General features: G+C 69.5%; 15 protein-coding genes. 5 read left to right on the top strand and 10 right to left on the bottom strand.

The features are described 5' to 3' along the window. Positions 1 to 114 precede the first annotated feature (114 nt). Positions 115 to 3,642: a TM0106 family RecB-like putative nuclease gene (locus GVV86_RS12425; RefSeq protein ID WP_159620196.1), complete on the top strand. Its 3,528-nt coding sequence runs from the start codon at positions 115 to 117 to the stop codon at positions 3,640 to 3,642. Between the two features lie 103 nt (positions 3,643 to 3,745). Here GVV86_RS12425 and GVV86_RS12420 read toward each other — a convergent pair whose 3' ends face one another. Further along, positions 3,746 to 3,949, bottom strand: coding sequence for a cold-shock protein (locus GVV86_RS12420; RefSeq protein ID WP_026533290.1), 204 nt, complete (start codon positions 3,947 to 3,949; stop codon positions 3,746 to 3,748). A 215-nt stretch (positions 3,950 to 4,164) separates the two neighbouring features. Further along, positions 4,165 to 5,154 carry an LLM class flavin-dependent oxidoreductase gene (locus tag GVV86_RS12415; RefSeq protein ID WP_159620250.1) on the bottom strand — a complete coding sequence of 330 codons (990 nt, stop codon included), beginning with the start codon at positions 5,152 to 5,154 and terminating at the stop codon, positions 4,165 to 4,167. 216 nt (positions 5,155 to 5,370) lie between these two features. Between GVV86_RS12415 and GVV86_RS12410 the strand changes: the two genes are divergently transcribed. After that, entirely contained in the window at positions 5,371 to 5,541 is a 171-nt protein-coding gene (locus GVV86_RS12410; RefSeq protein ID WP_159620194.1) for a hypothetical protein, read from the top strand. 37 nt (positions 5,542 to 5,578) lie between these two features. On the opposite strand, the gene GVV86_RS12405 is transcribed toward GVV86_RS12410, so the two are convergent. Continuing rightward, on the bottom strand, positions 5,579 to 6,883 hold the full coding sequence (locus tag GVV86_RS12405; RefSeq protein ID WP_159620248.1) for a cation:proton antiporter: 1,305 nt from the start codon (positions 6,881 to 6,883) through the stop codon (positions 5,579 to 5,581). 187 nt (positions 6,884 to 7,070) lie between these two features. Between GVV86_RS12405 and GVV86_RS12400 the strand changes: the two genes are divergently transcribed. The 3 genes from GVV86_RS12400 to GVV86_RS12390 all read left to right on the top strand — a co-directional run bounded on the left by GVV86_RS12400 (position 7,071) and on the right by GVV86_RS12390 (position 11,984). Then, positions 7,071 to 10,352: a DEAD/DEAH box helicase gene (locus GVV86_RS12400; RefSeq protein ID WP_159620192.1), complete on the top strand. Its 3,282-nt coding sequence runs from the start codon at positions 7,071 to 7,073 to the stop codon at positions 10,350 to 10,352. An 85-nt stretch (positions 10,353 to 10,437) separates the two neighbouring features. Next, positions 10,438 to 11,202, top strand: a complete 765-nt coding sequence (locus GVV86_RS12395) for an ABC transporter ATP-binding protein (RefSeq protein ID WP_246669976.1) — start codon at positions 10,438 to 10,440, stop codon at positions 11,200 to 11,202. Beyond that, on the top strand, positions 11,199 to 11,984 hold the full coding sequence (locus GVV86_RS12390) for an ABC transporter permease (protein WP_159620190.1): 786 nt from the start codon (positions 11,199 to 11,201) through the stop codon (positions 11,982 to 11,984). The genes GVV86_RS12395 and GVV86_RS12390 overlap by 4 nt, the downstream gene beginning before the upstream one ends. Before the next feature lie 19 nt (positions 11,985 to 12,003). Here GVV86_RS12390 and GVV86_RS12385 read toward each other — a convergent pair whose 3' ends face one another. The 7 genes from GVV86_RS12385 to acnA form a co-directional block, all read right to left on the bottom strand. Continuing rightward, positions 12,004 to 12,957 (bottom strand): alpha/beta fold hydrolase, encoded by a 954-nt coding sequence (locus GVV86_RS12385; RefSeq protein ID WP_159620188.1) that lies wholly within the window; start codon positions 12,955 to 12,957, stop codon positions 12,004 to 12,006. Positions 12,958 to 12,966: 9 nt separating this feature from the next. Next, positions 12,967 to 14,490 carry an ABC transporter ATP-binding protein gene (locus GVV86_RS12380; protein ID WP_159802972.1) on the bottom strand — a complete coding sequence of 508 codons (1,524 nt, stop codon included), beginning with the start codon at positions 14,488 to 14,490 and terminating at the stop codon, positions 12,967 to 12,969. After that, positions 14,487 to 15,242: an energy-coupling factor transporter transmembrane component T gene (locus tag GVV86_RS12375; protein WP_159620184.1), complete on the bottom strand. Its 756-nt coding sequence runs from the start codon at positions 15,240 to 15,242 to the stop codon at positions 14,487 to 14,489. The genes GVV86_RS12380 and GVV86_RS12375 overlap by 4 nt, the downstream gene beginning before the upstream one ends. A 4-nt stretch (positions 15,243 to 15,246) precedes the next feature. Next, positions 15,247 to 16,059 (bottom strand): ECF transporter S component, encoded by an 813-nt coding sequence (locus GVV86_RS12370; RefSeq protein ID WP_159620182.1) that lies wholly within the window; start codon positions 16,057 to 16,059, stop codon positions 15,247 to 15,249. Between the two features lie 106 nt (positions 16,060 to 16,165). Then, the gene (locus tag GVV86_RS12365; RefSeq protein ID WP_159620181.1) at positions 16,166 to 17,194 is read right to left on the bottom strand and encodes a nucleoside hydrolase; all 1,029 of its coding nucleotides are present in this window, start codon (positions 17,192 to 17,194) and stop codon (positions 16,166 to 16,168) included. Further along, positions 17,194 to 17,841: a GntR family transcriptional regulator gene (locus GVV86_RS12360; RefSeq protein WP_246199875.1), complete on the bottom strand. Its 648-nt coding sequence runs from the start codon at positions 17,839 to 17,841 to the stop codon at positions 17,194 to 17,196. The genes GVV86_RS12365 and GVV86_RS12360 overlap by 1 nt, the downstream gene beginning before the upstream one ends. Before the next feature lie 27 nt (positions 17,842 to 17,868). Continuing rightward, positions 17,869 to 19,673, bottom strand: a 1,805-nt coding sequence (acnA, locus tag GVV86_RS12355; protein ID WP_159802971.1) for an aconitate hydratase, incomplete at its 5' end; no start/stop codon positions are given.

Below are 19,673 nucleotides of genomic sequence, written 5' to 3'. Positions count from 1 at the left end.
GCTGCTGGTGGCAGCGCCTCGGGCCGGGACCATCCGAAGGGTAAACAGGCCCTTCCACGCTACCGCATCCCCCTTGGTAGATTGTTGCTGATCGCCCAGCCGCCGGGAGGCCCAGTGTTCCTGCTTGAAAACGCCGCACCGGACACCGGGGCCGACCTGGTGTTCTCGGCCAGCGACCTTGTCAACGCCGCCGAGTGCGAGTACCGCGTCCTGCGGATCCTCGATGAGAAACTCGGCCGCACTCCGCCGGCCGAGTTCGCCGCCGATGAGATGCTCCAGCGTGCCGCAACCCTGGGCGACGTGCACGAGCACCTGGTCCTCGAGAAGTTCACCGCCGAGCTCGGCACGTACTCCCCCGGGAACCCGGGCGGCGTGTACGAGGTGGTTCCGGCGGCCACCATGGACCGCGCCACTCTGACGGCGAAGCATGAGGAATCGCTGGGGGCCCTGCGCGCCGGGGCCGGCGTTGTGTTCCAGGCCTCCTTCTTCGACGGGGTGTTCCACGGCCGCTCCGACTTCCTGGTCCACACCGGCGAGGGCTACGCGGTGTGGGACACCAAGCTCGCCCGGCACGCGAAGGTCGGCGCCCTGCTGCAGCTTGCAGCCTACGGCGACCAACTGCTGCGCGCCGGGCTCACCCCGGCACCCCAGGTGACCCTCGTCCTCGGCGACAGCACCTCGAGCGTCCACAGCCTCGACGATCTCATCCCGGTCTACCGGGAACGCCGGGCACGGTTCCTCGACCTGCTGGCGGCGCACCGAGCCCAACCCGACCCCGTCGAATGGGACGGCCCGGGCCATAGCGCCTGCGGCCGGTGCGACTACTGCCAGCAGATGGTTGAGTCAACGCGGGATCTGCTGCTCGTGGCGAACCTGAGCCTCGCCCAGCGCGCCGAACTGCGGAAAGCAGGCATTTTCACGATCGACCAGCTTGCGGCGGGCGAAGCGGCCGGGGGGTCCCCGGCCCTCGCGCGGCTGCGCGACCAGGCCCGGATGCAGACGGGCCTCGAGGAAGCCGACGGCGGCGTCGACTACACCGGCGCCGACGGCACGTCCCGACGCCTTGGGTACAAGGTTCTGCCCGGCCACGCCCTGGGCCTGCTGCCTCCGCCCAACGAGGGGGATGTCTTCTTCGACTTCGAGGGCGACCCGCTGTGGCAAGACCCCGGAACGGGATCCTGGGGAATCGAGTACCTTTTCGGCGTCGTCGAGAATGCCCGCGATGCCGGTTCGAAGCCGCCGTTCCGGGCGTTCTGGGCCCACTCCCGCGCCGAAGAGCGGACGGCCTTCAGCAGCTTCCTCGACTATGTCGCCGAGCGCCGCGCACGGTATCCAGGCCTCCACATCTACCACTACGCCGCCTACGAGAAGAGCGCCCTGCGCCGGCTGTCAATGACCCACATTCTCGGCGAGGACGCGGTGGACACCCTGCTGCGCGAGGGGGTGCTGATCGACCTTTACGAAGTCGTTCGGCGCAGCCTGCGCATCTCGGAGAAGTCCTACAGCATCAAGGCCCTCGAACCCCTCTATATGGGGGCCGACCTCCGAACCGGAGCGATCACCGACGCCGGGGCCTCGGTGGTCGCCTACTCCGAGTACTGCGCGGTCCGCGACGCCGGTGATGATGCCCGGGCCGCCGAACTGCTCGCCGGCATCCGGGACTACAACGAGTACGACTGCCGCTCCACCCTGCACCTGCGCAACTGGCTCCTCGAGCGGGCCGGCGAACGCGGGATCGGGCCCGCCTCTGCGGACCCGCCGGAACGCGAGCGCACTGTGTCCGAGCCGCGGCCGGAGGAGGCGCACCTGCTGGCGTACCTCGGCTCCCTCCCGGGGGCCGCGCAGGGTTCCGATGATCAGGCCGTGGCGATGGTGGCGGCGGCGGTGGGTTATCACCGGCGTGAGCGCAAGCAGTTCTGGTGGGAGCACTTCGACCGGCTCGGCACCGCGCCGGAGAACTGGACGCAGGCCCGGGACATGTTCCTTCCTGAGTCCGTCGAGGTGGAGACGGACTGGGCTCTGCGCACCCCGCGCGCCCGCTCCCTCTCCCGGACCCTCCGCCTCACCGGGGTCCTTCCCGAAGGTGCGGACTTCCGGAAGGACTCCACCTGGTTCAGCGTGTACGAGGAGCCCCTGCCCGATGGGGTCGACTCCGCAGACTCGGGGCGGGGCGGGTGGTTCGGTGCGAAGGTGCTCACTGCCGGAACCGACGGCGGGAAGGACGTGATCCTCCTCGAGGAACGGCTGCGGGCCGGCGCGCCCGCCCACCCGTATCTGCCCGTGGCGCTCGCCCCCGACCAGCCCATCCGCACCCCTTCCATTGAGGCGGCCCTGCTCGCCGTGGCCGCCGAGGTCGGATCGGCCATTCCGCAGCTTCCCCACGGAGCCGGCCTTGACCTGCTCCGCAGGACTCCGCCGCGGCTGACGAGCGGCGCCCTCCCTCCGGCATTTCCCGGGCCCACCGGGTATGTTGACGCCATCACCGCGGCGGTCGAACGGCTCGACTCGTCCTATCTGGCCGTCCAGGGACCGCCCGGAACCGGCAAGACCTTCGTCGGCGCCGCGGTGATCACCCGGCTCGTCACCCGCGGCTGGAAGGTCGGCGTCGTCGCCCAGTCCCACGCCGTCGTCGAGAACCTGCTCAGGGCCGCTCTCCGGGCCGGGGTGCCCCCGGAGAGGGTTGCAAAGAAAACCGCGGATGCCGCCGCTCCCTGGCTTAACTCCACCGACGACGGCGTCGCCGCGCTGCTTCACGAGGATGCCGGCTGCCTGGTCGGCGGCACCGCCTGGACGATGACCGGCAGCAAGGTTCCGGCGGGCTCGCTCGACCTCCTGGTCATCGACGAGGCCGGCCAGTTCTCCCTTGCCAACACGCTCGCGGTGGCACGCTCGGCCCGGCGGCTGCTGCTGCTCGGGGATCCGCAGCAGCTCCCCCAAGTGACCCAGGGCAGCCACCCCGAACCGGTTCATGAGTCGGCCCTCGGCTGGCTTTCCGACGGGCACGCGACGCTCCCCGAAAGGTTCGGGTACTTCCTCGCCGACAGCTGGCGGATGCAGCCGGCGCTGTGCGCCTTTGTCTCCCGGCTCTCCTACGATCGACGGCTTGAATCCACGCCGTCGGCCGCACTCCGGCACCTCGACGGACTCGCCCCGGGCGTCGAATGCGTGATGGTTGACCATACCGAGCGGCGGAGCACCTCCTCCCCGGAGGAGGCGGCGGAGGTGATGGCCCAGGTCGTGCGGCACCTCGGCCGGGACTGGACGCCGGGCGATGGCGCCGGAGTGCGGCCCCTGGGCGAGGCGGACCTCCTCGTTGTCGCTGCCTACAACTCGCAGGTCCAGCTGATCCGGACCTCACTCGACGCCGCGGGCCACCCGGGGGTCCGGGTTGGAACTGTCGATAAGTTCCAGGGCCAGGAGGCGGCCGTCGTGATCGTGTCGATGGCCTGCTCGAGTGCAGCCGAGGCGCCGCGGGGAATTGAGTTCCTGCTCAGCCGCAACCGCATTAACGTGGCAGTGTCACGGGGCCAGTGGCGTGCCGTGATCGTCCGCGCACCGGGGCTCACCCATCACGTCCCGTCGCGTCCGCAGGCGCTCGAGGAACTCGGCGCGTTCATCGGCCTGTGCGCCGGCGGAGCCTGAGCCTGGCTCGACGTCTTCGACGCAAAGCCCCGGCACGTCGGACCCGAAAAGGGGTTAAACAAAAGCAGGGCGGGAAAATCCCGCCCTGCTTTAGATCCGGACCTTAGAGAGGCTGGATGTTTGACGCCTGGGGACCCTTGGGGCCCTGCTCGGTGTCGAAGCTAACCTTCTGGTTCTCATCAAGCGAGCGGTAGCCGCTGGCGTTGATGGCGGAGAAGTGTGCGAACACATCTGCGCTTCCGTCGTCGGGGGCGATGAAGCCGAAGCCCTTTTCAGCGTTGAACCACTTCACGGTACCTGTTGCCATTTTTGTTTATCCTTCTGAAATTCAGACGCTCTCCGACTTTCGGAAAGCCCCAGTCGCGGCGTGCTTGTCCGCTCTTTCAGAGATGCGGCGTGGGCCCCGAGGAGCTACACCACGTGAAATACAAATGCGCAACACTACAACCGTTACCAACCTAACAGCACCACCATGGGTGATGGCAAGCAGGAATCCAAACCTTCTTTATAAATATTTGGGCCTCAGGCGGCCACCGGCCGCGCGAGGCCTGCAACCAGCTCGAAGGAGCGCAGCCAGGCCGCTTCGGAACTCGCCCTCGTGGCGATAATCAGTTCGTCCGCATCGGCGTGCCTGGTGAAGCCCTCAAGGTAGTCCTGAACCTGGGGCGGGGTCCCCACGGCCGAGTAGGTGAACATCTGCGCCACCTGCTGGCCTCCTGGAGAGGCAAGGAGTGCATCGGCCTCCTCCGGGGTGAAGGCACGGCCGCGGCCGAGCAGCAGCTCGGCCATCCTCCGCTGGCCCTCCTGGAACTGGGCCCTCGCCTCATCCTCGGTATCGGCCGCAAGTACGTTGAGGCCGGCAATGACGTGGGGCTGCTCGAGCTGGGCGGAGGGCTGAAACTCCCGCCGGTACAACGCCACAGCCTCCTGCAGCGCCGCCGGGGCGAAATGCGAGGCGAACGCGTAGGGCAGCCCGAGCGCCGCGGCGAGGCCCGCCCCGAACAGCGAGGAGCCAAGGATGTACAGGGGAACGTTCGTCCCGCGTCCGGGCGTGGCGTGGACTCCCGGAATGCGCGTGTCGCCGGAGAGGTAGCCCTGGAGTTCGAGGACATCCTGCGGGAACGTGTCGGCCGCGGCGGGGTCGCGGCGCAGCGCCCGCATCGTGTTGCCGTCGCTTCCCGGTGCGCGGCCCAGGCCGAGGTCGATCCGGCCCGGATGCAGTGTCTCGAGGGTCCCGAACTGTTCGGCGATCGTCAGGGGTGAATGGTTCGGTAGCATGATTCCGCCGGATCCCAGCCGGATGCTGGTGGTGGCCGCGGCGACGTGGGCGATCAGCACGCTCGTCGCCGAGGAGGCGATGCTGCTCAGGTTGTGATGCTCGGCGTACCAGATCCTCCGGTACCCCCACTTCTCCGCGCTCTGAGCCAGCCGCACGCTCGAGGCGAGGCTTCCGGCGGCCGTGCCTCCCCGCGGAATGTGTGCCAGGTCGAGGATGGACAAAGGAACAGATATCAAGAAAAGCCTTCCCTGGAGGTGCGCGCTGTGCTATCGCGGGTCCCGGCCGTCACGGTGGAGACCGGGCATGCTTTAGGCAACGGCAGGAATGGGCTACTTATTTCGAGCGTCCTCTATCCGGGACATTCACCCCGCGGGCAGCGCGGCTGCCGGTGCCGGCTGGGCATCCGGCAGGATGGCGTCTGGCAGGATGGCGTCTGGCAGGATGGAACTATGGCTGATTTCGAGACCGCTGATTTCGAGCTTCCAACCACCGAGGCCGGGCTCCGGGCGCGGCAGGACGAACTGGTACGCGCCCTTGCCACCGAAAACAGCGCCGGGGGTCTTGCCTCGCTGAGCACCGAACTCGAGGCCATCCAACGCCGGCTCGAGCACCTCCGCTGAGGTTCGGCCGCGGGGAGGGCCTCCCTCAGCTGCACAACTAGATGGGCGTTTTTGGCGCCTGTCCCTCGTCACCGCTGACACGCACCGCCTTGCGTTCGCGCGCACGGTCGAGCGCATTGATCACCGGGGCGGCGGTCATTCCGTGAAGCACGATGGACATGCAGATCACCAGCGCCACGATCCGCCACAGCGAGGCTTCCTCGGCGTCGAATTCCCCCTTGGACAGCGCATACCCCAGGTAGTAGATCGAGCCGATGCCGCGGACACCGAAGAATGAAATCACACCCCGCTCCCATGGTCCGGTGCGTCCCCGGGCGAGGCTGACCCAGGCGGCAACGGGACGGATCACCAGGAGGAAAAGGACGGCGACAAGGACCTCCTGCCAGGTGAGACCCATCAAGAGGCCACGGGAGACGGCACCCCCGAGCAGGACGAGCACCACGACCGTGAGCAGCCGCTCGAGCTGCTCGATGTAGCTGTGAAGGACACCGTGGTAGCCGCTCGTCTGCTCCGCGGTGCGGATGGTGACGGCGCAGACGAAGACGGCGATGAAGCCGTACCCCTCGGCGATTTCGGTGAGGCCGTAGGTCAGGAAGGTCGCCGCCAGCGCCACGAACCCTTCGGAGTGGTTTGCCAGCCGGACGGTTTCGATCCGGGCCGAGAAGAACAACCGCCGGAGCAGCATGCCCATGCCGAACCCGAAGAGGCAGCCGATACCCATGCGCCACGCCACATCCAACGCGATCCACTCGGGGAACCAGGCGCCGGGAGCCGCCCCCACGAGGCTGATGGCGATCGCGAGATAGACGAAGGGGAAGGCGAGACCGTCGTTGAGGCCCGCCTCCGAGGTCAACCCGAAGCGCACCTCGTCCTCGCCTCCGAGTTCCTCCTCCGATTCGGCAGGCTCGCCCACCTGCACCTCCGAGGCGAGCACCGGGTCGGTGGGCGCGAGGACCGCGGCGACAAGCAGTGCCCCGGCGAGGCCCAGGCCCAGCACCCAGAGGCCGAGGAGCATCAGGCCCAGGATGCACAACGGCATGGCTATGCCCAGCAGGCGCCAGGTGGTGGCCCAACGTTTCCTGCCCACCCGGCGGTCCAGGGCGAGCCCTGCACCCATGAGGGAGATGATGACGCAGACCTCGGCCAGGTGGGTGGTGAAGTCGCCGTGGGCCACCGGGTCGGGGGTGGGCAGCGTATCCATCAGGGAGAAGGCAAGCACCCCCGCCCCGAGGAACACCATGGGCATGGAAATGGGCGCCCGCATCAGCAGGCGAGGCAGCAGGGCGGCGGCAAAAACCGCGAGCCCGGCGGCAGCGTAGATAAAACTCGGCGCTTCGAACACCGGCACCCTTTCTCCGGACGACGTCGGACAGCCCCTTTCGTACCTTACGTGCTGCACCCGTGCACCGGATACCGGAACCCGGCCGGTCCCCGCCGCATGGAGGTCCGCGCGGCGGACGGTATGGCCGACAGCGGACAGCACCACCTCCCGGGCACGGCGCGCAGCCGCCGCGTGAGAGCATGAAAGTATGCCCTCTTCGTCCCACCCCCTGATCGATGTCACCGACATCATCCGCATCGTGGGCGGTGCGTCGTTCCAACGCGGACAGGTCTACGCCAAGGACGGCGCCGTCAGTTCCCTCGCCTGGGACGCGAGCGCGAAGATTCTCACCGGCCGGGTCCGGGGAAGCGCGCCCACCGAGTACCGCACCAAGCTGCGCCTCGGCCTCAAGGGTGACGGCCGCTTCCGTCCGCTCGAAAACTTCTGCAGCTGCCCCGTCGGCTCGGACTGCAAGCATGTTGCCGCCACCGCCCTCCAAAGCAACACCGAACACCTCCTGGCCCGCCAGGAGACCACCGCGGCACCGCCGCCTCCGCGGCCGGCGGCGGGCTGGCAGGCCTCCTTGAGCGAACTGCTCGCCCCGGCACCCGGCACTGCCGAAGTGCCTGCAGCGCCGACGACGCCACTGGGCCTGCAATTCGAGGTGCGCACCCCCGAAGTGGCGGTCCAGCGCTGGGGATCAGCCGCCGACAGGCAGGGCCTGCGCACCCTCAACGCCCGGCTGGGGGTGCGTCCCGTGAGCCAGAACTCCAAGGGCAAGTGGGTGAAGAACAACCTCTCCTGGGGAAGCATCAGCTACCAGACCTATGGTTTGCGGCTCGACCCCGACCAGCACCGCTGGTTCTCCCAGTTCCCTGCCCTGCACCGGGGCACCGGCGTCAACTACTTCGGCAACAACGACTCGTGGCTGTACCTCGACGACTTCAGCAATCCCCTGCTCTGGCACCTCCTCGAGGAAGCCGGGCGGCTCGGCATCGAGTTTGTCGGATCGAAGAAGTCAGTGACCGTCGTCCTCGCCCACCGGGCCACCCTGCGCCTTGACGCGACAGCGGCGGCTGATGACTCGGTCCAGCTCTCCCCCGTCCTGGAGATCGATGGGCGGATCCACCCGCCGGAGACCGCCCACATCATCAGCGACCACGGGATCTACGCGGTGGCACCGGACACGACAATCACCCTCGCCCCGACCGGCAGGAAGCTCAGCGGACAGGACCTTGAACTGCTCCGTCGCTCCCGTCCGCTCCACATCCCGGCCGGGGAGACCTCGATCTTCCTTGAGGAGTACTACCCCCGCCTCAGCCGGTCGCTCAAGGTGGCCAGCAGCGATGGAAGTGTAGACCTGCCCGAGGTCCAGCCGCCGGCGCTCGTCCTCACTGCCGCCTACCGGCCCGACGGCGCGGTGACCCTCTCCTGGGACTTCCGGTACACCTTCGGCACCGCCGTGCAGCGTCACCCGCTGGGCGGTGGCCCGGCGGCCGCTGACGGCTACCGCGACGCCGACGCCGAGGACGCCCTGGAAGCGGCGGCCCGGGCCGTGATCAGCCCACTGCCGCTGCGGAAGACCATCCTTGAGGACATGCAGGCCGTGGAGTTCACCGAGTCGGTGCTTCCGCGGATCGAGGTGGAGCCGGGCCTTGAGGTCGACGTCGTCGGGGACAAACCCGACTACGAGCACCTGACCGAAACCCCGCAGCTGGTGATCAGCACCGTCGAGACCGAGGACCGGGACTGGTTCGACCTGGGTGTGATGGTGACGGTCAGCGGGCGCAAGATCCCCTTCGACTCAATCTTCCGCGCCCTCGCGCAGGGCCGGACGAAGCTCAAGCTCGTCGACAACAGCTACCTGTCCCTCCAGCAGCCCGTTTTTGACCAGCTGCGCGAACTCATCGAGGAGGCACGCGGCCTCACGGAGTGGGAGACCGGCTTCCAGATCAGCCGCTACCAGGCCGGACTGTGGGCCGAGTTCGAAGACCTCGCCGATGAGACGGAGCAGGCCGAGTCCTGGCGGAACGCCGTCGCCGGGCTGCTAGAGCTTCCCGACCTGGCGCCGGTCGAGGTTCCCCTGGGGGTCAAGGCCGAACTGCGGCCCTACCAGAAGGAGGGGTTCAACTGGCTCGCCTTCCTCTGGCGGCATCAGCTCGGTGGTGTGCTCGCAGACGACATGGGCCTCGGTAAGACCCTTCAGGCCCTGACCCTGATCCAGCACGCCCACGAGGCCGGCGGGCCGCACGCGCCCTTCCTCATCGTCGCACCGACCTCCGTGGTGCCCAACTGGATCAACGAGACCCACCGCTTCACCCCCGGGCTCCATGTCGTCGGCATCTCCGACACCCAGGGCGCCTCCGGGGTGCCGATCCGCGAGCAGGTGCGCGGCGCCGACGTCGTCGTGACCTCCTACACCCTGTTCCGGCTCGACCTTGAGGCGTACTCAGAAACCGAGTGGGCGGGACTGATCCTCGACGAGGCGCAGTTCGTCAAGAACCGCACCTCGAAGGTCCACCAGGCCGCCAAGGACTTCGCCGCCCCGTTCAAGCTGGCGATCACGGGCACGCCCATGGAGAACAACCTGATGGAGCTGTGGGCGATGTTCAATATCGTCGCCCCCGGGCTGTTCCCCTCGGCCCGCCGGTTCACCGAGGACTACCGCACCCCGATCGAGAAGATCGGCGACAACCGCCCGTTGGCGCGGCTGCGCCGGCGCATCCGCCCCCTGATGATGCGCCGCACCAAGGAGGCCGTCGCCTCCGACCTGCCGCCCAAGCAGGAGCAGGTGCTCGAGGTCGAGCTCACCCCCGAGCACCGGCACATCTATTCGACCTATCTGCAGCGGGAACGGCAGAAGCTGCTGGGCCTCATCGATGACCTCAACAGCAACCGCATGATCGTGTTCCGGTCGCTGACGCTGCTGCGCATGCTGAGCCTCGACGCCTCACTTGTCGACCCCGACCATTCGGACGTTCCCTCGGCCAAGCTTGAAGTGCTCTTCGAACAGCTCGAGGACGTCCTTGCCGAAGGCCACCGCGCGCTGGTGTTCAGCCAGTTCACGTCCTACCTGAAGAAGGCCGCCGAGCAGCTCGAGGCCCGCGGGATCGAGTACGCCTACCTCGACGGCTCGACGCGCAGCCGGGGCGAGGTGATCGACAGGTTCAAGGAAGGCTCGGCACCGGTGTTCCTGATCAGCCTGAAGGCCGGCGGTTTCGGCCTCAACCTGACCGAGGCGGACTACTGCTTCCTCCTGGACCCCTGGTGGAACCCTGCCAGCGAGGCGCAGGCGGTCGACCGGACCCACCGGATCGGGCAGACAAAGAACGTCATGGTCTACCGGATGGTCTCCAAGGGCACCATCGAGGAGAAGGTGATGAAGCTCAAGGAGCAGAAGGCCCAGCTCTTCAGCTCCGTCATGGACGACGACGCCGTGTTCAGCTCGGCACTCACCGCCGAAGACATCCGCGGCCTGCTCGAGGCCTGAGCTTCCCAGCCCCGGCCGCAGCGTCCACAATGAACAGCAGGCGGGCTCGGGCTCCGCTGCAGTCCCCGGGCGGATGGAGGTGGCGGTGGAGACGGAACGGCACGACGCCGCCGGAGCAGCGGCCGGCACCGCCCGGCTGCAGTGCGCCGGCGCTTCCAAGCGGTTCGGCGGCGAGCCGGTCCTGGAGCGGGTCAGCCTCGAGGTGCGCGGGGGCGAAATCCATGCCCTGGTGGGCCTCAATGGAGCAGGCAAGACGACGCTGATGCGCCTGTTCCTGGGCATGCTCCGGCCCGACGGCGGGTCGGTCCTGGTGGCGGGCCGCGAACCCTCGATGCTGTCATCGGGCGAACGCGCCGGCGTTGGCTACCTGCTTGAACACCCGCTTGCCTATCCGGAACTCACCGTCCTGCAGAACCTCACGCTGGCCGGGCGGCTGGCCGGGCTGCGGCCGGAACGTGCCCGCGCCGCGGCCCTTGAGCTCATCGAGGAGTTCGCGCTCACGAAATGGGAATCCACGCAGGGCCGCAGGCTGTCCCTGGGCAATAAGCAGCGCCTCGGCCTCGCGGCGGCCCTGACCGCCTCGCCGGGCACAATTCTGCTCGACGAGCCCACGAACGCGCTTGACCCTGCCGGGGTCATGATCGTGCGCCGGATGCTCCTGGACCGCGCCCACACGCGCGGCGCAGCGGTGCTCGTCTCAAGCCACCATCTCGACGAGGTGGCGCGGGTCGCCGACCGCATCAGTGTCCTGAACGCAGGACGCATCATCGGCAGCCTCCCGCCCGATGCCATGGACCTCGAGCGGCGCTTCTTCGACATGATCTACGCCGACTCCGGGATCGGGCAGTGACCGGCCCGGCGCAGCTCGGGGCGGCCCTCGCCGCGGAATGGCTCAAGTTCCGCCGCGCCCGCCCCGTGGTGTTCACGAGCTTTTTCCTCGTCCTCGGCGTACCGGTGATGACGGTGGCATCGGTACTCTCCCTGAACGGCGCCAACCCGTTGCTGGCGGTCAAGGCCGAAGGCGTCATCGGTGCCGGAGGCTGGGAGGGGTTCTTCACGGGAGCCGGCACCATCAGTGCCGTCGGCGGCCTCCTCGGGTTTGGGGTGGTCACCGGATGGGTATTCGGCAGGGAGTTCACCGACGGAACCGTCGGTTCCCTCTTCCTTGCGGCGGTCTCCAGGACGGCCACGGCCGCCGCGAAGCTGCTGCTGATCCTCGCCTGGTCCGGTGCGGTCGCCGTCGCACTGACGTTCACCCTGGTCGCGGCCGGGCTCCTCACCGGAACGGCCGGGAATCCGGGCGATCCGGGCATTCCTGCCCTCGCTGCCAAGTTCCTGCTGATCACTGCCGCCACGGCCCTCCTGGCCCTGCCCTGCGCGTGGGCCGCCACCCTGGGCCGGGGCTACCTCTCCGCGATCGGCGCGGTGATCGTCATCGTTGTCCTGGCACAGCTGGCGGCAATGGTGGGGCTCGGCGGCTGGTTCCCGTTCTCCGCCCCCGGGCTGTGGGCGAGCCAGCGCGGCGCCGGCGCGGACGTCACGACTGCGGTCCAGGTGCTGCTGTCGCTGCCGCTGGGTGGTCTTGCCGCGGGCCTCACGCTGCGGTCCTGGCACCGGCTCACCCTCTCCTGAGTCCGCCGCCCGGCCGCTCCTACGGCTCTCCGCGGAGCAGGTCGGCGAAGTCGGCTGGCCGGGTTTCCGGCCACCAGTGCCCGGCGTCGACCCTCGTCACCCTCAGGTGCTCCACCCACTCCCCGAGCCCCTCGACCAGCGCCGGTGAAAGGAAGGGATCCTTCACCGGCACCACGACGTGAACGGGCACCGTCACGGCCGGCAGCCGCGGCCGGAGGCCGGAGCGCGAGCGCAGCGCCCGGTACAGGGCGAGGCCCCGGATGGGATCGGCTCCCACCCGGCGCCGCGCCGTTCGCTCATAGCGCCGTCGCAGCGCCACCTGCCAGAAGAGTTCGGGGAGGACCGGCAGCTGGAAGGCCGCAATGTACCAGCTGCGCAGCAGCTGCCCGGCGAGTTCCGGCCAGCGGCCCGGGGTCCGGAGGCGCTCGCGCGTCCAGCGGCGGAAGTGCCCGAGGTCGGGCCCCGAGATGCTCGTGAAGCGGGCGATTCTCCCCTCGGAGCGGGGGTCGGCCACCGCCGCCCAGCCCTGGATCGAGCCCCAGTCATGGCCGACGAGGTGCACCCCGGGAACGGCCACGGCGTCGAGCACCGCGAAGAGGTCATCCACCAGGACGGAGATCCGGTAGTCCCTCGAACGGGCCACCGATTGGCCGGCGTTGCGGGTATCGACGGCGACGAGGTGATGGGTCGCGGCCAGCAGGGCGATGGCCGGGAGGTACACGCGGTGGTCGTCGGGGTAGCCGTGCACCAGCACCAGGGTGGGCACGCCCGGCCCCGGCTCCCTGCCGTATTCGAAGACCTCCAGTTCCGCGCCTTGCCCCGGCGTTCCGACGACCACGGTGCGGCGGCGGGCGGTGTCTCGGACGTCGCTGGAGTCTCCGCTTCTTTTAGCAGGACTGCCGCTCCGGCCGGCGGCCGGGGCGGGCGCACCGGACGGACCGGCGTTCGGGCCTGAGGCGTCGGGGCGTTCCATGCGGCAACCCTACGCCCCGTCCGCTCCCCGGCGGGCCCCGCCGGAGAGGATCCTGCCGTCCTTCAGCTCGAGAATCCGGGTGCACAGGGCGTCGGCGAACGCCCCGTCATGGGTGGCAAGCACCACGGCGCCGCCTGCCGCGGCGTGGCCGAGGAGCAATTCCGCCACCCGGTTGCGGCCCCGCAGGTCAAGGCCGGCGGTCGGTTCGTCGAGCACCCACACCGCCGGTCCCGAGGCGATCAGGGAGGCAAACGCCACCAGCCGGCGCTCAACGAACCCCAGCTCGTACGGGTGTTCTCCTGCGGCGTGTCCGAGCCCAACGGCCGCCAGTGCCGTCCGGGTCCGCTCCTGGGCCGCCTCCCGGCCGGCCGCGGCCGCAGCGGGCCCGTAGGTCACCTCGCGCAGCACGGTCCGTTCGAAGAGCTGCTGGTCGGTGTCCTGGAACAGGTATCCCACCGCACCGGCCAGCTGCCCGGTGGGAGTGCGGCGCCCCAGCGGCTGCCCCGCGACGGTCACCGTGCCCGACGACGCCCTCAACAGCCCGTTAAGGTGCTGCAGGAGCGTCGACTTGCCCGACCCGTTCGCCCCCGTCAGTCCGACGATGTCGCCCGGACTGACCCTCAGGTCGACGCGCCGGAGGACCTCGGCCCGCCCGCGGGCACCCTCTCCGCGGTAGGAGAAGGAGACGCCGGCGAGCTCGGCGAGCGGACCCGCGGCCTGGACCTGCCGCACGTCCGGGGCCGCCGGGGCGGCGGGCACCCGCCGCAGGTCCGGGGCTGAGCCTTCAGTGCCGATGGCGTACCGCTCGAGCCCCGCAGTGCGGGCCTGCGCGACAGAGCCGTCGAACACGGGCCGGCCGCTCACAAGCGCCAGGACCCGGGAACGTTGCGGGGCCGAACCGGGGAGCATCGGGGCGCAGATCACCAGAGCGGTGCCAGCCGCGCGCAGCACCTCAAGGGTCCGGGCCACCTCGGCCCGGGAGCCGGCATCGAGCCCCTGGAAGGGCTCGTCGAGGATCAGCACCCGGGGGTTCCCGACGACGGCAGCAGCGATGATCGTGCGGCGGAGCTGGCCGCCGGAGAGCCGGCGGGGATCCCGGTCCAGGAGGTCCGTCAGCCCGAGCCGGGCTGCTGTGGCCTGCACGGCCGCCCGCAGCTCCCCGGCGGGCACGCCCCGGTTCGCCGGCCCGAAGGCGATCTCCTCCGCGACGGTGGCCGACATCATGGAGAGCTGGCCCTCGGTCCGCTGCGCCGCATACGCCACGGTGGAACTCCACGCGGCGGGATCGATCAGCGGATCCCCCGGGCCGCCCGCGAACCCGAGCCGGTCCCCTCCGAGGGTCAGCGCACCGCGGAACTGCGCTCCGCTCCCGGCCCCGGTCTGCCCTGCCAGCAGGCGGGCAAGGGTGGTTTTTCCGGACCCCGACGGCCCGACGACGTGCACCAGGGCTCCGGGTTCCACGGCGAGATCCACACCGGAAAGGGCGACGGGACCGCCGTCGTACGCGTAGCTTGAACACTCGAGCCGGATCACCGGCCGGCCCCCACGGCGTACCAGGCGCAGCCGAACGCGAGCACCCCGGCGGCCATCAGCCACCGGGCGGTGCGCTGGCCCGCCGTGTCGGTATCGGGAAGGTAGCTGGTGCGGGGTCCCGGGGAGGAGAACCCCCGGGCCTCAAGCAGCTGGGTCCGCTCGGCGGCGTCGATCAGCAGGCCGGTGACGAGGGGAACGCTGACCATCAGGAGTCCCCGTACCCGGGAGGGGATACTGCCGCCCACCACCAGTCCGCGCGCCTGCTGCGCCCGGGTGATCTGGCGGGCCCGTTCGGCGACGTGCGGCAGCAGCCCCACCGCCGAGCCAACGACGAAGACGAGCCTGCGGTTCCAGCCGCGGTGGGTAAGCGTGGACACCAGCTCGGGAATGCTTACGGTCAGGGCCGCGGTGAGCAGCACTCCGGTGAAAACGGCGAGCCTCAGCCCGGTGAGCGCGGCGAACTGCAACCCCTCGGCGGTGACGCGGGCGGGCCCCCACTCGGCGAGGACCGTGGTTCCCTCAGGAAAAAACAAGCCGTGCAGAAGGAACGAGGAGACCAGCAGCGGACCGGCGGTCACCGCGATGGCCAGGGCGATCTGCCGCGGTTTACCTGAAAGCAGCACTCCCGGCATCACGGCGACGACGAGGACGGCGAGTGAGAACTGCCAGGTGTTGACCACCAGGACCAGCACCACCAGCAGCGCCGCGGCGGAGAGTTCGGTCAGCGGGTTGAGGACGCGTCGCCGGGGCACTTGATTACCGCCCGGCGGCCGGCCCGGTCCTCCCGGCGAGGACCCCGTACCGCCGGAGGAAGGGGAACTGGGCCCGCGAGCGGCGCGGCAGGGCGTAGGCGAGAAGGGCCACCAGGGTGAACACGACGAGCTTGTCGAGGGTGTCCGAGGTCAGTCCCTGCTTCGTCGCCGCGACCAGCAGCGAGTCCCCCACGGCGCGGAAGGCGGCAACGAGGGCGTTGGTGCCCACCGTGCCCGCGGCGCCGAACATAAAGGCGGCCACCGGGGCAGCCACCAGGCCGCCGACGGCACCGACGACGAGTCCGGCAACCGGTGCCAGGTAGACCCGCCGGAACATGCCGTACCGTGCGGCGGTGCCGGCCAGCAGCCCGATGAGGGCGGCTCCGGCCGCGAAGGGAAGCGCAAGCGGGTTGAACAGACCCCAGATGGCGTTGCTCAGCGCCCCGGTCGCCGCACCCGCGGCCGGACCGGCGAGGACCGCGACGAGGACCGTGCCGATGGCGTCGAGGTAGATCTGCAGCCCCAGGCTGCCCGCTGTCTGCCCAATAGCGATATTGAGGGCGATACCCAGCGGCATCAGGACGAGGGAACTCGTGCTCAGGGAGGGCAGGATCCCCGCCACCAGCAGGGCGCCGCCGCCGAGGAAGCCGAACAGGGTGATCAGCGAGGAGGTTCCGCCGATCCCTTCGGCGATCTCCGCGGGCTGCACCAGCACGAGGTACAGGTACGTGGCGGCGATCAGGGCGGCTCCGACGGCGACCAGGGCGCTCCGGGGGCGCGTGGCCTTCGTCGCGGGAAGGGTCAGGGGTGAGCTCATTGCAGTCCTTGGGCGCGCGGGGCAGGGGCGTGCACCTCATGTCACCTCGGCGCGGCCCGCGGCGGTGCGGGCAGTAGCTAAGTGTACCCGCAGGGTCAGGGGCGGGTCAGCCCCGTTCGGCGGCCAGCCGGGCGAGGCGGTCGATGAGCGTCTCGAAGACCCTTTCCGGCTCGTTGGCGGTCACCACCCGGGCGTTGTGCGGCTGCTTCCAGAACCCGGCGAAGTCGCCTATGGTCTGCCCAAAGGTCAGGGGCGAGTCCGTTTCGACGTCGACCGTCGCGGGCCGGGTGGTGGCGGTCGCCTCCCCGGTGGCGATCATGGCGGCGAAGAGGTCGTGGAGGTGGGCGAGGTAGCCCTGGTCGTACCGGCGGTGGAACTCCATGTAGAAGCGCAGCGCATCCGAGACGCAGGCGATGATCCGGTTGGGGTTGGTGCTGCGCAGCCCTTCGGGGTCGGCGGGGCTGAGCAGTTCTGCGCCCGCACCGGCGGCTTGCGACAGCCGCTCGAGGTGCTCCGGGCGGCATTCGATCCGCTCGGTCGACTCCAGGGCGCACACCACCGGCAGCCGGTCCGCCGGCAGGCCGCGGTAGGCCGCGAAGACCTCCTTGGCCGCATGCGGATCGACATGGATGTTCCATTCGGCGACCGGCGTCGTGTTGCCGGGGTAGTTGAACGCCCCGCCCATGATCACCAGGCCCTTCAGGAGCATCGGCAGCCGCGGCTCGGCGCGCAGGGCGAGGGCGAAGTTCGTCAGCGGCCCGGTGATCAGCCCCGTGATCTCCCCGGGGTTCGCCCGGGCCGCCTCCACCCATACCTCCACCGCGGAACGGTCGGAGACCTGCTGCCGGGCGGCCGGAAGCACGGCGTAGCCCACCCCCTGGTCCCCGTGGGTTTCCTCGGTCGTCACCAGCGGCACCACGAGGGGCACCTCGCTGCCGATGGCCACCTCGACCCCACTCTGCCCGGCGAGTTCGAGGAGGGCGAGGTTGTTCGCCGCGACCTGCGCCGCGTCCACATTTCCGGCGGTGCAGGTAATGCCTTCGAGGCGGACCTCGGGCACTGCACACAGGTAGAGCAGCGCCACCGCGTCATCGATGCCGGTGTCGACGTCGAGCAGCAACCTGGTCGGGCCCACTAGCCGGCCGCCGAGGTCCGCAAGAGCGCAAGCCGCAGGGCGCGGGCCGTCTCCATGTGGGTGCGGGCGATCCGCCGGGCGTCCTCGGCCCGGCGGTCGGCCACGGCGTGCACCAGTGCCTCGTGCTCCTCCAGCGACTCCTGCCAGCGGTTGCCGACGGACAGGGTGGAGCGCGGGGTGTGGATCAGGTGCGTGGAGAGTCTCGCCAGCAGGTCGGTGAGCACGGGGTTGTGGGAGGCCGCCCACAGCGCCACGTGGAACTCCTGGTTGAGGTTGATCCTGGTCTGGTCGTCCGGGTCGGGCAGGGCCTTATCCCGCTCCACGAGGGCCTCGAGGCGGATCATATCGGCCGACCGGCGTTCCGAGGCGGCCTGGCCCGCGGCCTCCTCCTCGAGCATCACGCGCAGGTCGTAGATCTGGATGACCTCCTGCGGGTCGATCTGCGGCACCTGAAGGCCACGCGCCGCCCGCTCCAGGAGCCGCTCGTGCTGGAGCCGGCTGAGCGCCTCCCGCACCGGAGTGCGGGAGACGCCGAACCGCTCGGAGATGACCACTTCGCGCAGGGCGGTGCCCGGCGGGTGGACCCCGGCGAGGATCTCCCCCCGGAGGACCCGGAAGATCGCCTCGCCGTCAACTTTCGCTGACACGTCCGTGGACTCGGTCACGGGGCCGGGTCAGCCCACCAGCTGCCGGAGGACGTACTGAAGGATGCCTCCGTTGCGGTAGTAGTCGGCCTCGCCCGGGGTGTCGATGCGCAGGACCGCGTCGAAGGAGACCGGCTTGCCGCCGTCGGCGGGCGTCGCCGTCACCGTGACGGTGCGCGGCGTGCGGCCCTCGTTCAGCTCGGTCACTCCGCTCACCGAGAACGTCTCGGTACCGGTCAGCCCAAGGCTCTCGGCGTTCTCGCCCTGCGGGAACTGAAGCGGGAGCACGCCCATGCCGATGAGGTTGGAGCGGTGGATCCGCTCGTAGCTTTCGGCGATGACCGCCCGAACGCCCAGCAGCGCGGTGCCCTTTGCCGCCCAGTCACGGGAGGACCCGGAGCCGTATTCCTTGCCGGCCAGGACGACCAGGGGAATCCCCGCCGCCCTGTAGTTCTCCGCGGCGTCGTAGACGGCTGCCTGCGGCGCATCGGGCTGGCTGAAGTCGCGGGTGAAGCCGCCCTCCACACCGTCCAGCAGTTGGTTCTTGATGCGGATGTTCGCGAACGTGCCGCGGATCATCACCTCGTGGTTGCCGCGGCGGGAGCCGTAGGAGTTGAAGTCCTTGCGCTGCACGCCGTGCTCGAGCAGGTATCGTCCGGCCGGGGTGTCCGACTTGAAGGAACCCGCCGGGCTGATGTGGTCGGTGGTCACCGAGTCGCCGAGCTTGAGCAGGACGCGGGCGCCGTCGATGTCGGAGACCGGCTCGGCCTCGAGGGTCATGCCCTCGAAGTATGGCGGCTTCCGCACGTAGGTGGACTCGGGATCCCACGCGAAAGTGGCGCCGGCGGGCGTCGGCAGGGACTGCCAGCGCTCGTCGCCCTCGAAGATGGCCCCGTAGCTCGAGGTGAACATCTCCTCATTGATCGAGGAGTCGATGACTGACTGCACCTCGACGGGGTTGGGCCAGATGTCCTTGAGGAAAACGTCGTTGCCGTCACTGTCGGAGCCCAGGGGCTGGTTGTCGAAGTCGAAGTCCATGGTGCCGGCCAGGGCGTAGGCGACCACCAGCGGCGGGGAGGCCAGGTAGTTCATCTTCACGTCCGGGTTGATCCGGCCCTCGAAGTTCCGGTTGCCCGAAAGCACTGCCGTCACGGCGAGATCGTTGTCCTGGATGGCCTGAGAGATCTCATCCTCGAGCGGCCCGGAGTTGCCGATGCAGGTGGCGCAGCCGTACCCGACGATGAAGAAGCCGAGCTTCTCGAGGTAGGGAATAAGGCCTGACTTCTCGTAGTAGTCGGTGACGACCTTCGAGCCCGGGGCGACGGAGGTCTTCACCCACGGCTTGGAGCTCAGGCCCTTCTCCACGGCGTTGCGTGCCAGCACGGCGGCGGCGAGCATGACCGAGGGGTTGGAGGTGTTCGTGCAGGAGGTGATCGACGCAATGCTGACGGCACCGTGGTCAAGCTCGAACTCGCGCCCGTCCTTCATGCTGACGCTGACCTTCTTCGAAGGCCGGCTCTCAGGGTCGGCCTGTGCAGGCACCGTCTCGCGCGGCTGGGCGTTCTCGTCGACGGTGGTGCCACTGTCGGCGCTGTAGCTCGGAGCGTCGGAGGCCGGGAAGCTGAGCTCCGAGGCTTCGTCGACTGTTCCAGCGGCCGACTTGTGCATCTCGAGGTCGGGGTCGTTGGAGTAGGTGCGCAGATCCTCACGGAACTGGCTCTTGGATTCGGTCAGGGCGACCCGGTCCTGGGGGCGCTTGGGCCCGGCGATGGAGGGCACCACCGTGGACAGGTCCAGCTCCAGGTATTCGGAGAACCGGATCTCGGTGGACGGAT

Origin of the sequence: Arthrobacter zhaoguopingii (assembly GCF_009828595.1) — a bacterium.
Classification (GTDB): domain Bacteria; phylum Actinomycetota; class Actinomycetes; order Actinomycetales; family Micrococcaceae; genus Arthrobacter_D; species Arthrobacter_D zhaoguopingii.
This window is presented reverse-complemented; position numbering and strand designations above follow the sequence as displayed.

What these genes read in the sequence shown, in the direction of transcription:
- GVV86_RS12420 (WP_026533290.1), bottom strand. Translation starts at nt 3,949, where the DNA reads ATGGCAACAGGTACCGTGAAGTGGTTCAACGCTGAAAAGGGCTTCGGC.
- GVV86_RS12410 (WP_159620194.1), top strand. Translation starts at nt 5,371, where the DNA reads ATGGCTGATTTCGAGACCGCTGATTTCGAGCTTCCAACCACCGAGGCC.
- GVV86_RS12400 (WP_159620192.1), top strand. Translation starts at nt 7,071, where the DNA reads ATGCCCTCTTCGTCCCACCCCCTGATCGATGTCACCGACATCATCCGC.
- GVV86_RS12385 (WP_159620188.1), bottom strand. Translation starts at nt 12,957, where the DNA reads ATGGAACGCCCCGACGCCTCAGGCCCGAACGCCGGTCCGTCCGGTGCG.
- GVV86_RS12370 (WP_159620182.1), bottom strand. Translation starts at nt 16,059, where the DNA reads ATGAGCTCACCCCTGACCCTTCCCGCGACGAAGGCCACGCGCCCCCGG.